The sequence below is a fragment of the Corynebacterium sp. S5S1 genome (assembly GCF_001913985.1).
In the GTDB taxonomy this organism is placed as follows: Bacteria; Actinomycetota; Actinomycetes; order Mycobacteriales; family Mycobacteriaceae; genus Corynebacterium; species Corynebacterium marquesiae.
This window is the reverse complement of the sequence record NZ_MKXT01000043.1, coordinates 1-11,413: the sequence shown is the minus strand read 5'-3', so window position 1 is coordinate 11,413 and position 11,413 is coordinate 1. Positions and strand designations below refer to the sequence as shown.

Annotated in this window: 13 protein-coding genes and 3 tRNA genes; 12 read left to right on the top strand and 4 right to left on the bottom strand. The window is 58.3% G+C overall.

From position 1 onward, the window contains the following. The 7 genes from BKN05_RS11080 to BKN05_RS11050 all read left to right on the top strand — a co-directional run. A partial coding sequence (locus BKN05_RS11080) for a hypothetical protein (RefSeq protein WP_286688667.1) occupies nucleotides 1-509 on the top strand: 509 nt, incomplete at its 5' end. An 84-nt stretch (nucleotides 510-593) separates the two neighbouring features. Next, the gene (locus BKN05_RS11075; protein ID WP_286688666.1) at nucleotides 594-1,778 is read left to right on the top strand and encodes an Nramp family divalent metal transporter; all 1,185 of its coding nucleotides are present in this window, start codon (nucleotides 594-596) and stop codon (nucleotides 1,776-1,778) included. 20 nt (nucleotides 1,779-1,798) lie between these two features. Then, entirely contained in the window at nucleotides 1,799-2,188 is a 390-nt protein-coding gene (locus BKN05_RS11070; RefSeq protein WP_005292595.1) for an NUDIX hydrolase, read from the top strand. A gap of 62 nt (nucleotides 2,189-2,250) precedes the next feature. Then, complete coding sequence (locus BKN05_RS11065) at nucleotides 2,251-2,826, top strand: TetR/AcrR family transcriptional regulator (RefSeq protein WP_005292598.1); 576 nt, start codon at nucleotides 2,251-2,253, stop codon at nucleotides 2,824-2,826. Beyond that, nucleotides 2,823-3,185: a DoxX family protein gene (locus tag BKN05_RS11060; protein ID WP_005292602.1), complete on the top strand. Its 363-nt coding sequence runs from the start codon at nucleotides 2,823-2,825 to the stop codon at nucleotides 3,183-3,185. The genes BKN05_RS11065 and BKN05_RS11060 overlap by 4 nt, the downstream gene beginning before the upstream one ends. 163 nt (nucleotides 3,186-3,348) lie before the next feature. Continuing rightward, nucleotides 3,349-3,516, top strand: a complete 168-nt coding sequence (locus BKN05_RS11055; RefSeq protein ID WP_227909767.1) for a hypothetical protein — start codon at nucleotides 3,349-3,351, stop codon at nucleotides 3,514-3,516. A gap of 459 nt (nucleotides 3,517-3,975) precedes the next feature. Beyond that, nucleotides 3,976-4,560 (top strand): DUF2335 domain-containing protein, encoded by a 585-nt coding sequence (locus tag BKN05_RS11050; protein ID WP_286688665.1) that lies wholly within the window; start codon nucleotides 3,976-3,978, stop codon nucleotides 4,558-4,560. On the opposite strand, the gene BKN05_RS11045 is transcribed toward BKN05_RS11050, so the two are convergent. Genes BKN05_RS11045 through deoD form a run of 4 tightly spaced genes read right to left on the bottom strand, consistent with a single transcriptional unit; the run spans nucleotide 4,557 to nucleotide 8,909 of the window. Next, nucleotides 4,557-6,137 (bottom strand): phospho-sugar mutase, encoded by a 1,581-nt coding sequence (locus tag BKN05_RS11045; RefSeq protein ID WP_049377875.1) that lies wholly within the window; start codon nucleotides 6,135-6,137, stop codon nucleotides 4,557-4,559. The genes BKN05_RS11050 and BKN05_RS11045 overlap by 4 nt on opposite strands. Nucleotides 6,138-6,140: 3 nt before the next feature. Beyond that, a complete protein-coding gene (gene deoC, locus BKN05_RS11040) occupies nucleotides 6,141-6,788 on the bottom strand; it encodes a deoxyribose-phosphate aldolase (protein WP_286688664.1) in 648 nt (215 codons plus the stop codon). Nucleotides 6,789-6,799: 11 nt separating this feature from the next. Next, nucleotides 6,800-8,167 (bottom strand): MFS transporter, encoded by a 1,368-nt coding sequence (locus BKN05_RS11035; RefSeq protein ID WP_286688663.1) that lies wholly within the window; start codon nucleotides 8,165-8,167, stop codon nucleotides 6,800-6,802. Between the two features lie 16 nt (nucleotides 8,168-8,183). Beyond that, nucleotides 8,184-8,909, bottom strand: a complete 726-nt coding sequence (gene deoD, locus BKN05_RS11030) for a purine-nucleoside phosphorylase (protein ID WP_040424899.1) — start codon at nucleotides 8,907-8,909, stop codon at nucleotides 8,184-8,186. Between the two features lie 398 nt (nucleotides 8,910-9,307). Here deoD and BKN05_RS11025 point away from each other — a divergent pair. The 5 genes from BKN05_RS11025 to nusG all read left to right on the top strand — a co-directional run bounded on the left by BKN05_RS11025 (nucleotide 9,308) and on the right by nusG (nucleotide 11,182). Beyond that, nucleotides 9,308-9,383, top strand: a tRNA-Thr gene (locus BKN05_RS11025). Between the two features lie 38 nt (nucleotides 9,384-9,421). Then, nucleotides 9,422-9,493 (top strand) — tRNA-Met (locus BKN05_RS11020). A 140-nt stretch (nucleotides 9,494-9,633) separates the two neighbouring features. Further along, nucleotides 9,634-9,709 (top strand) — tRNA-Trp (locus BKN05_RS11015). 57 nt (nucleotides 9,710-9,766) lie between these two features. Continuing rightward, entirely contained in the window at nucleotides 9,767-10,075 is a 309-nt protein-coding gene (gene secE / locus BKN05_RS11010; protein ID WP_286688662.1) for a preprotein translocase subunit SecE, read from the top strand. 144 nt (nucleotides 10,076-10,219) lie between these two features. After that, nucleotides 10,220-11,182, top strand: coding sequence for a transcription termination/antitermination protein NusG (gene nusG, locus BKN05_RS11005; protein ID WP_049150308.1), 963 nt, complete (start codon nucleotides 10,220-10,222; stop codon nucleotides 11,180-11,182). Nucleotides 11,183-11,413 lie beyond the last annotated feature (231 nt).

Below are 11,413 nucleotides of genomic sequence, written 5' to 3'. Positions count from 1 at the left end.
TCGGGTCTTTTGCGACAATACTTTTCAATTACGTTAGAAACCGGAAAGTTGACAAGCAAAAGGAAAAATCTCTCGCCGATAGTAAGTTAGAAAAGAAGCGCATTCGGCAAATGGAGGCCGTTAGATCTGTCCTAGGGGAAACGCTAGAAGAAATGCAGCTTATAAGTAAGCCGCATGAAGTAGACAAGCTCGTATCTTCTGAAGAAGACTTTTCGGAAATTTCTAAGACGCTTGTGCAGAAATACCGTTTTCGAGTGAAGTCGGAGTTGGCAAAAGCGGATCCATTTGTATGTGATCCTTCAGTCAGGGAAAGCTTCGACAAGATTAAAGAAGCAGTATCTGATGAATGGTACGGTGACTTCCTTTTTGTTGTCGATTTCGCGACCGAGCGAAATGATGCTGAGGGGGTCATTCGTACATTTAGCGAGTATCTAGCAAAAGTAGCGGCAATTACAAACGAGTCACTTTCTAAAGCGGTGGAAGCTTTGGATTCAGATTCTCCACAGTGATAAAGCTGTTTAGCCCCCCTGGCTTGAACATATGGCGATGAAAACTAGACTTCAAGTAGTTGAACTTTTGGTATGGAGATGCCTATGCGTAAGACCTTAATCAGCCTCACCGGCCCCGCCTTCGTTGCTGCAGTGGCTTACGTCGACCCCGGCAACGTAGCCGCCAACATCAGCGCCGGCTCCCACTACGGCTACCTCCTGGTGTGGGTACTCGTCGTGGCCAACCTCATGGCCATGTTCATCCAGTACCACTCCGCCAAACTGGGCCTAGTCACCCACCGCTCCCTGCCGGAAATCATGGGCGAGCGTCTCTCCCGCCGCGCGCGCCTAGGCATGTGGGCCCAGGCCGAGCTCATCGCCGCGGCCACCGACCTCGCCGAAGTCATCGGCGGCGCCATTGCCCTGCAACTCCTCTTCAACCTCCCCCTGTTCGCGGGCGCGCTCATCATCGGCGCGGTCTCCATCATTCTCCTCATCTTCCAGAAGAAGAACCAGTGGTTCGAGGGGCTTGTCATCGGCCTGCTCCTGGTCATCTGCATCGGCTTCCTTGCCGGCCTCGCCATCGTCCCGCCCGACCCCGCCGACGTGGCCGGCGGCCTCATCCCCCGCCTAGAGGGCAAGGACAGCATCCTGCTGGCCGCCTCCATGTTGGGCGCCACCGTCATGCCGCACGCCATTTACCTACACTCCTCCCTGACCAAGCAGCGCTACCCCGACCTGGAAATCCCCCACGTGCTGGCCGGCACCCGCGCGGACATCGCCGTGGCGCTGTCCATCGCCGGGCTCGTCAACGTGGGCCTGCTGGTCCTGGCGGGCTCGGCCCTCTACGGCGTGGACGGCACAGAGACCATCTCCGGGGCCCACACGGCGATTGCCAGCCACCTCGGCCCGCTGGCCGGCGTTCTCTTCGCCATCGGCCTGCTGGCCAGCGGCCTCGCCTCGACGTCAGTGGGCGCCTACGCCGGCTCCGAAATCATGGACGGCCTGCTTCACATCAAGGTCCCCCTACTAGTCCGCCGCCTGGTCACGCTCATCCCGGCGCTGGTCATCATCGGCTGCGGGGTCGACCCCACTATGGCACTGGTGGTCAGCCAGGCACTTCTTTCCCTGGGCATCCCCTTCGCCATCATCCCGCTTTTCCGCTATGCCGGCTCCCGGGACGTCATGGGTGAGTTCGCCGCGAAACCCTGGTCTATGGCCGTGGGCTGGACGCTTGCCGCGCTGGTCATCGCACTCAATCTCGCCCTCGTGCTCCTGCCGCTGCTCTAGGCCGCCTACAATCAGCAGCCATGATTGAAGTAGCAGCCGTCGTCATCCGCAACCCACAAGGCCACGTGCTTACCGTGCGCAAGAAGTCCTCCACCAAGTACCAACTGCCCGGCGGCAAGCCCGAGGCGGGCGAGGCGCTTGTCGACGCCGCCCTGCGCGAAGTTGCCGAAGAAGTAGGCCTCACCCTCGACGCCGAGAGCCTCAACAAACTCGGCACCTTCGACGCTCCCGCCGCCAACGAACCGGGCGAGGTCGTCGTCGGCACCATCTTCACCTACACCCGCACCGTCACCGCCGACGAACCCCATGCCGCCGCCGAAATCGGCGACACCGCCTGGGTCAACCCAGCAGCCCCCGACCGCGAGCTTGCACACCTGCTGCGCGACCGCGTCTTCCCCACGCTGGCCTAGCGCCAACTGTCAACACTTCGGCGTCATTGACCTCGAAACCATCAAGAGCTACCCTTTTGAACATGTTCACTGAACACGTTCACTCATCGCGCTCGGCCGCCAAAGCTGGCACCGTCAGCAAGGTCCTAGCCACCGCCTACGAACTCTTCCTCACTCAGGGCTACGCCACCACCAGCATCCGGACTATCGCATCCGAAGCTGGCGTTAGCGTGGGAACCGTCATGGGAGTCGGCGACAAACAAACGCTGCTCATCCGCACCATTGGCCAACACATTTCAGAACTCCACGATGACATCCGGGGACAATCCGATAGCCTTCTCGATGTCCTGAGACCTTTCCTCCAGATGTTTACCGGCCACGAAGAGCTCTCCCGCGCCTTTGGCGCAGCACTCATCCAACAAGGCAATCAAGGCGAAGCGCTCACCGCACTCAAAACGCTCCTGACCGATGAAATCACCCTGCGACTCGGCACCAGGCTCAGCAGCGCCGATGCGGCCGAGTACGCCGACCTGCTGTACAACGTCTACCTCGGCTTACTCATCGGCTGGGCCGCCGGAATCTACGACACCGAGCACCTCACATCCCAAGCCGCCTCATCGATCGAACGCCTCAACACCGCATTCGGAGTAACCCAATGATCCTAGAATCTTCCCCAGCCTGGCCCTCCCTTCTACTAGCAGCCATTCTGCTTGGCGACGCCGCCCTCTCCCTCAAACCAGTCCCCTTCATCGAAGCCTGCCTCAGCGGCGTCAAACTCCCCAAGGACTGGTGGTGGGCGCTCATTGTCATCAAGTGCCTCGCCGCCGTAGGACTCATTGCCGGCCTCTGGTTCCCCGGCGTAGGAATCACAGCCATGATTGGAGTCATCGCCTATTTCTGCGCGGCCGCAGCAGCCCATGTCCGCGCCCACTTCCTCGGTAGCGCATTCTGGATCAACTGCTTAGGCATGCTCGCATTCTCCATCGGAGTACTGATCCTGACGCTCGCACTGAATTAAGACACCAGTCAACCTTTCACGGCTTCCTGAAGGCAGATACATCATTGCACCTCTTGAATGATGACTTGATGCTTTCTACCCTAAAGGTATGCGCACGACGATAAACCTCCCGCCGAAACTCCTTGAAGAAACGAAGATCCAAGCCAAAGCCAACAATGTCACTTTGAGCTCATACGTCGAAGAGGCGGTCCGCGCTGCCCTCAAGAAGGAAGCCCGCATCAGTACCGAAGACACCCCCGTTAACCTGCCCTCCTTCGATTGCGGCGGACCGGCTCTAGTTGATCTCAGCAACAAAGAAGCTGTGTGGGCGGTACTCGATGATCATTCCTGATGTCAACATTCTCGTTTATGCCTTCCACTCCGCTGCACCGCAACATAAACCCGCTCAACAATGGCTAAGTAGTGCTCTAAATCGGCATGAAACAATTGGACTCCTGGATGTTGTGGCAACGGGCTTGAAGTAGAAAAAGCCATTTCCTAGCCTGCGAGAAATATCTGGCAATGAGGTGGAATCCGATCCCGCCAGGGTCTTGGCAACGTATACCGCATTCAAACCGCCAATGAAATAGCCGAGGCAGAGCAATGATGAAATACCAACTGCAATCTTTAGCAAAACTGTTAAGGATGAATGGTGGGGTCCTTTAATCTTTAACTCCTCTCATTTTGGCCTTCAGGACCAGCAAACTACACCTTTCTAAGGCGCTGTGTACAAACAGGCGTGCTCGGTAGCCATACCATCAGGCACAGAAAGTCACTGTAGAGATGAAGGTACGGGGTTAAGCGATAGGATATGGGATATGAAGAAGATCCGAACGATGCTGGACGGGGTAAACGAGATTCACCTATTTCAAAGCCAGCGAGTAGCGCAGGCAGCGCAGCAAGCGCATCTGCGCAATCGGACTCGCAGTTATCGGGCGCACCGGAAAATAAACGTAGCGATTTCCCACCAGTTGGAGGAGCGCTCCCTGGCGTAAATAGGCTTTCTAACCTTGATGACCAAATTGCTGTGTGGGCGCTTCAGGGGCCAACTCCGCATCCACAGATAATCAAACAGCACAATGACATTCAGCCGGGCGCAGGCGATCGGATTATGGAGGACGCTCATGCAGATATTGTCCTCGATAGGAAAGTTACAGCAGAATCTTTCGAGTACGCGATATTTGAATCAAAAGTACGGCTCTTTACGGCCGTAGGTGTCATTTTCGGCGCGCTGATCCTTATACCGGCGATACTCGTTCTTTTTGACCCACCGGAATCGATAGTTGGTACTGCGGCGGTGGGCCTGGCGGCAGCAAGCCCACTAGTCCGCCCCCTCATTGGCCCTAAGCAATCTCAGAAGGACCAATTAGAGAACGCGGAGCGGGGAGGGGTTTAAATTCCAAAGTAGGCGCGCAGGTCGGCCGCAATGGCATCGAGGCGGTCGGCGTCGGGGGATTCGAGGTAGCACTTCAGCTTCGGCTCGGTACCGGAGGGGCGCACGATGACGCGGTCATCGTTGTCGGTGAAGAACTTGGAGCCTTGGGCGAATTTCTCTACCTTCGCCACGGGCGAGCCAGCCAGTTCGGTGGGCGGGGTAGATGCGACCTTATCCATCGCTTGGGCGATGATGCTGAGGTCATCGACGCGGAAGGTCAGCGGCTGGGTGTAGAGGGCGCCCACGGTGGCGTAGATGTCTTCCAGTCGCTCTAGCAAGGTGGTTCCTGCGGCCTTGCACTCGGCCGCGAGGCTGGCGAGCACGACGGAGGTAGCGACGCCGTCCTTGTCGCGGACAGCGGTGGGGTCGGGGCAGAATCCAATGGCTTCCTCGTAGCCAAAGGCAAGTTCCGGGGTGCGGGCGATCCACTTGAAACCGGTCAGCGTCTCCTCGTGGCCGAGGCCGTAGTGCGCGGCGATGCGCCCGAGCAGACGGGAGGAAACGAGCGAGTTGGCGAAGTTGCCTGTCGCACCCTGGCGGGCAAGGTAATCGCCCAAGAGGGCGCCGGTTTCATCGCCGGTGAGCTGGCGCCACGTGCCTGAGGAAGTGGGCACGGCGGCGGCGCAGCGATCCGCATCCGGGTCATAAGCGATAAGAATATCGGCGCCGATCTTCTCCGCGTGGCGGATACCCAAGTCTAGGGCGCCAGGCTCTTCCGGGTTGGGGAAGGAGACGGTGGGAAAATCAGGATCCGGTTGGGCCTGCTCAGGAACCAGGGATACGCCGAACCCGCAGCGGGTGAGAAGTTCTTTACCCAAGGCAGCGCCGACGCCGTGCATAGCGGTCAGCGCGATGGTGACATCGGTATGTGCGCCCACAAGCTGCGCGGCGCGGTCGAGGTACTCGGCGCGGGTATCGACGTCCACCATGCTGTCGGTGGATAGTGGGACTTCATCGGCATGGGGTGCCGCGGCGATGGCGGTGGCGATTTCGGCATCGGCGGGCGAAACCAGCTGTACGCCTTCTGCCGGCCCAGTGGCGATGCGGCCTCCCAGGTAGACCTTGTAGCCATTATCGGCCGGCGGGTTATGCGAGGCAGTGACCATAATGCCGGCATCCGCCTTGAGTGAGCGGACCGTGAAGGCGGTGAGCGGAGTGGGGTTCTGCGCGGGTAGAACCAAGGCCTTGCCACCGGCCGCGGAGATGACCTGTGCGGCATCGCGCTGGAACTGCGCGGAGCCGTGGCGGGCATCGCAACCAATGGTTACCACTGGGGTGTCCACGTGTTGCTTGAGCCAGGAGATAAGTCCATAGGTGGTGCGGATGACCACGGCGCGATTCATGCGAGACTCGCCCGGGCCCACGGCGGCGCGCAGGCCTGCGGTGCCGAAGGCGAGGGGACCGGCGAAGGCGGCGGCGAGCTCGTCGGTATTGCCCTCTTCAATCCAGGTCATCACCTGGCGGGCGGTGTCCGGATCGGGGTCGTGCTCGGCCCAGGTGCGGGCGTAGTCATAATCCACGGTGGCGGCCTTCGACATGGCTTAGAGCTCCTCGAGGATCTGGGCGGAGGCAGACAGGCCCAGGCGGGTTGCGCCGGCCTCAATCATGGCCAAGGCATCCTTGGCGGTGCGGATGCCGCCAGAGGCCTTCACGCCTAGCTTGTCGCCTACGGTCTCGCGCATGAGCTTAACGGCGTGTACGGAGGCGCCGCCGGCCGGGTGGAAGCCAGTGGAGGTCTTGACAAAGTCCGCCTGGGCGGCTGCGGCGGCCTTGCAGGCGAGGACAATGGCGTCGTCGGAAAGCGCGGCAGACTCGATGATGACCTTGAGCACCTTGCCAGGGATGGCATCGCGCACGGCCTGGATTTCGGCCTGCAGTTCCTCGGCGCGGCCCTCGATGGCCAGCGGGATATTGATGACCATGTCCACCTCTTCGGCACCATCAGCAACCGCACGGGCTGCCTCCGCGGCCTTAATCTCCGGCTTCACGGCACCGGAAGGAAAGCCTACGACGGTGGCAATATGCAGCGAATCAGGAACCTCGATGGGTAGGGCAGACGGGGAAACGCAGATGGAATAGGTGCCCAGTTCGGCCGCCTCATCCACCAAGGCGCGGAACTGCTCCGGGGTGGCCTCCGGCTTGAGCAGGGTGTGGTCGATGATGGAAGCAACGTCGGTGCGGGAAGTCATAATTGTTCTCCTTAGCGGGCTAGGCGGGATTCGGAACGGGCCATCTTGAGGTCAGAGACGATATACAGGGCAATGCCGATGGCGGCAACGGCCGCGAGGATCCACAGCACGGTGTTATAGCTGGTGAGGTCCTGCAGCTTGGCGGTATAGGCAATGCCCAGTGGGATGGCGATATTGATGGTCAGGTTATAAAAGCCGATGGCGATGCCGGACTTGGCGGCGGTGATATTGCGCAGTGCGGTATTGACCAGCGGGGCGTACATCAGTGAAAAGCCGGAGGCGAAGGCGACGATGGCAAGGATAAGAATAGCGACGTGGAGCTGTATAAAGAGGGCGGCCGTCACCAGGGCGCCGGCAACTAGGGCGAAGGCGGTGTAGATGGTGGCGCGGGAAGATAACACGGTGCCGATCTTTCCGGAGAAAACGCCGATGAGGATGGCGCAAATATAGCCCGGAATCATCAGCAGGGAGGCCTTATCGATGTTCATGCCGTGCAGGTCATGTGCGGCAAACGGTAGCAGGAAGATAAAGCCCATCTGGGTGGAGTAGACAAAGAAGACCATGAGGATGGTCCACACGTAGCGGCCGTTAGTAAAGAACTCCGGGGTGACCACGGGGTGCTTAGCGCGGCCGATGTGGATGATGAAGCCTACGACGCCGAGGAGAGCAAAAATGAGCCATCCCCAGTTGAATTCCTGCATGAACATGGTCAGGCCGGTGGCAAAGACCGCGATGAAAAACAGGCCCAGGGCATCGAGGTGGCCTTCCACAGCCTCATCTTCTGGCACCAGCTTGATGATCGGCGGGATGGCCAGGATGAGGATGAGCGGGATGAGGAACATCGCCGTCCACGAGACATAGGTGGAAATAAAGCCGGAGGTCAACGCGCCAATGAGCAGCCCGGCTTGGAAGGCGGCGGTGGAAAAGCCGAGGTAGGTCTTCTGATCGGCCTCGCTCAAGTGCTTGGTCACGTAAATGACATACAGCGTCTCCGCGGCGGCAAGGCCCGTGGTCTGGATGAGGCGGCCGGTGAGCACCATGGGCCAGAAGTTGGAAAAGGCGAAGGCCAAAAGCGAGCCCACGGCGATGAGGATGACGCCGGTGAGCATGAGCTTGCGGATGGAAATGGAATCCGCCAGCGCGGCGTAGACCACGGCACCGATGCCGATAATCACGCCGGCGAGGGAAGCCTGGAGGGAGGCGGTTTTAACAGAGATGTCGAGCGCCTCGGCGATCGGCATGGTCATCGTCTTAAAGCCGTTATCAATAACCAGCGAGAAGACGAAGACAAAGAGCAGGATAGGTACGGCAACCTTGGGGTTTACCGCGGAGCCCGGACGCTTGTCCTGCGTGGAAGCGGTGTTGTGGGTGGAAGTCACGGGGGAGAGGATCCTTTTAGTCGAGCGCGTTGAGCGGAAGCGCGAGTTCAATCATGGTGCGGAAGGCGGTCTGGCGCTCTTCCGCGGAGAGGTGGGTATCGTGCACCAGGTTGTCGGAGACGGTGAAAAGCCCCAGCGCGTCCACGCCGGCCTCAGCCGCGGTGGCGTAGAGTGCTGCGGATTCCATCTCTACGCCGAGCACACCCATGTGCGCCCAGCGCTCGTTAACGCTCTGGTCAAAGTTGTAGAAGATATCCGAGCTCAAAATATTGCCCACGTGGATGTGGGCCTGCTGCTTTTCGGCCTGGTCCACCAAAGCTTTGAGGAGCTTCCATGAGGCGGTGGGGGCGTAGCTGCCCGGCAGGTTGTACTGGCTCAAGAAGTTGGAATCGGTGGAGGCGGACGAGGCGACGATGACATCGTGCAGCTCAATGTCTTCCTGCATGGCGCCAATAGAACCGACGCGGATGAGCTTTTTTACGCCGTAGTTGTGGATGAGCTCCCAGGAGTAGATGCCGATGGAGGGAATGCCCATGCCGGAGCCCATGACGGAGATGGGCTTGCCGTTAAAAGTGCCGGTAAACCCCAGCATATTGCGTACACCGTTGAACTGGACGGTATCTTCCAGGAAGTTCTCGGCGATGAACTTCGCGCGCAGCGGGTCACCGGGCAGGAGGATGGTTTCCGCAATGGGCGCGCCCTGCGGATTGATGTGTGGGGTGGCAATATCCGTAGCGGACATATTTTCGCTCCTTGGTACGGGGAGGGGGATTTTACAGACCAAGCTTAAACCCTCAGGACCCCGAGTCAATGGGACTATTTGCAGCTTTTTAGCAACCGTGGAGAGCCTCAGCACACCCAGTCCACGCTTGCCGACGCTCCTTTTTCCCACAACCCCCAATCCACATGCCTTCGCGCGGCTACCGACGCACGGTAGAAGGCGTGGCCGAGCAGCCCGCAGGGGTGGGCTGCCATGCCGTTTCTCTAACTGCCTTCAAAAGGCGCGAAAAGGTGCCACAAGAGCTATGCATTTTTACGCTCTGACATGGCGATTTGTGTAAAACGTTGAAAGCAGGTTAGATTATTGGAGTCCGCAACGGAGAGCACAACGAAATAGCGATGTGTTCAACGCTAGGATGTGCCCCCTTAGCTCAGTCGGCAGAGCGTTTCCATGGTAAGGAAAAGGTCGACAGTTCGATTCTGTCAGGGGGCTCCATTCATGTTTGGAGGAAGGGACTCCTCCGAGGTGAATATGGCGGTGTAGCTCAGTGGTAGAGCAAGCGACTCATAATCGCTGTGTCGCGAGTTCAATTCTCGCCATCGCTACCGGGAAAGAAAGGCGCCCGCAGGGCGCTTTTTTATTACCGCGCTGAAGGCAGTCCCGGCTGTGCCTAGTTTCGGATTGGAACTATGGCTCTGGTAAGGTCTTCAACGCTTGATGCTTAGGCATTGAGGAATAAAAGAATAGGGGCGTGGCGCAATTGGTAGCGCAACGGTCTCCAAAACCGTAGGTTGCAGGTTCGAGTCCTGTCGCCCCTGCCATTATTTTTTATGAGGTCATTCACCGAGGCCACTGTAGGTCATTGAGGAGTTTTTGACGTGAGCGAAGAGAACAACGCTACCGGCGGAGCAGCTCGCCCAGTCGGTAAACGTCAACGCTCCGGTGCCTCCACCACCTCGAGCGCTTCTTACGAGGCAAAGCGCGTCGTTAACGTGGATGATTCCTCTGTCCGCGATGATAAGCCAGGCGGCGGTCCTGCTCGTTTCGTTCCTGAGGTTGTCTCGGAAATGGGCAAAGTTGTCTGGCCTACCGCTAAACAAATGGTGCAGTACACCATCGTCGTATTTGCCTTCCTTTTCGTACTTACTGCACTGGTGTGGAGCATCGACACCGTTGCTACCATGTGAGTTGACGCAGTTCTGACTCCTTAGGTATAATCGCTATATATCAGGTTGTAATTCCGCTTGTCCCTTGTGGATAAGCGGGATAATTTTTGAGCACAACCATTCCGAATCATCCGACGACCCTAGACCCAAGGGAGTAACGCTACCGTGAGCGAAGAAACCCAGAACGACAATAACTACACCGATGATCAACACAACGAGAACGACGTTTTTGAAGAAGTAACTCCTGAGGTCGCAAAGGCCAGCGAAGCAGCAGAGTTGGCAGCCGAAGAAGATCGTGAGTCTCTTGGCGACGACTATGACGCGGATTCTGATGATTTTGCGAAAGACCATGAGGAAGCAGTCAAAGCTACCGAGGCCGCCGCGAAATCTGCAGAAAGCGACAGTAGCGACAGCGCTGCCGATTCGGAGTCCACGAATGATTCCGCCGAATCTGCTGCCTCTACTTCTGCGCAGGACGCCGATGACGATGCTGCTTACCGAATGCGCTTGCGGGAGTTCACGAAAGAACTCAAGAAACAGCCAGGGCAGTGGTACATCATCCAGTGCTACTCGGGTTACGAAAACAAGGTAAAAACCAACCTTGATATGCGTATCCAGACTCTCGAGGTGGAGGATTCGATCTTCGACGTCGTCGTCCCGATTGAGAACGTCGTGGAGAAAAAGGACGGCAAGAAGAAGATCGTCAAGAAGAAGCTTCTGCCGGGCTATGTTCTGGTGCGCATGGAAATTAACGACCGTGCGTGGTCTGTTGTTCGCGACACCCCGGGTGTGACGTCGTTCGTGGGTAACGAAGGCAACGCCACCGTCGTCAAGACCCGTGAGGTTGCTAAATTCCTGCTGCCGAAGACCACCGAGGCGCGTGACGAGACCCCAGCACATGCAGATGAAGAGCAGACCGTTGCTCCGCAAAAACCTGCAGCATCCGGCATCAACCACGACTACCAGGTTGGCGAAGCTGTCACGATCCTGTCCGGTGCGCTGGCCTCGGTTTCGGCGACGATTTCCGAGATCGATCCAGAAACCGGCAAGATGCAGGCACTGGTGTCTATCTTTGGCCGCGAGACTCCTGTTGAGCTCACCGCGGATCAGGTCGAACGCATTATGTAGTTTGGGAACACCCCACATCGTGCAGTAGGCTAGTCCCTCGTGTGTGCCTGATTGGCGTGCCGGCGGTGAGATACCAGACGGCACGCGGAAAATCCCTGTGCGCACATTGAAAAATACACATCCCCGGTTGCCGGCGAAGGCCGGAATCCGGACAGTCCCCGTTATTCATCGTGGCGGGGTGCTGGTACCACGGAATTGAGGTAAAACGATGGCTCCAAAGAAGAAAAAGAA

Coding starts and splice junctions, on each gene's coding strand:
- BKN05_RS11065 (WP_005292598.1), top strand. CDS start 2,251: ATGTTCACTGAACACGTTCACTCATCGCGCTCGGCCGCCAAAGCTGGC.
- BKN05_RS11050 (WP_286688665.1), top strand. CDS start 3,976: ATGGGATATGAAGAAGATCCGAACGATGCTGGACGGGGTAAACGAGAT.
- BKN05_RS11070 (WP_005292595.1), top strand. CDS start 1,799: ATGATTGAAGTAGCAGCCGTCGTCATCCGCAACCCACAAGGCCACGTG.
- deoC (WP_286688664.1), bottom strand. CDS start 6,788: ATGACTTCCCGCACCGACGTTGCTTCCATCATCGACCACACCCTGCTC.
- BKN05_RS11060 (WP_005292602.1), top strand. CDS start 2,823: ATGATCCTAGAATCTTCCCCAGCCTGGCCCTCCCTTCTACTAGCAGCC.
- BKN05_RS11075 (WP_286688666.1), top strand. CDS start 594: ATGCGTAAGACCTTAATCAGCCTCACCGGCCCCGCCTTCGTTGCTGCA.
- BKN05_RS11045 (WP_049377875.1), bottom strand. CDS start 6,137: ATGTCGAAGGCCGCCACCGTGGATTATGACTACGCCCGCACCTGGGCC.
- deoD (WP_040424899.1), bottom strand. CDS start 8,909: ATGTCCGCTACGGATATTGCCACCCCACACATCAATCCGCAGGGCGCG.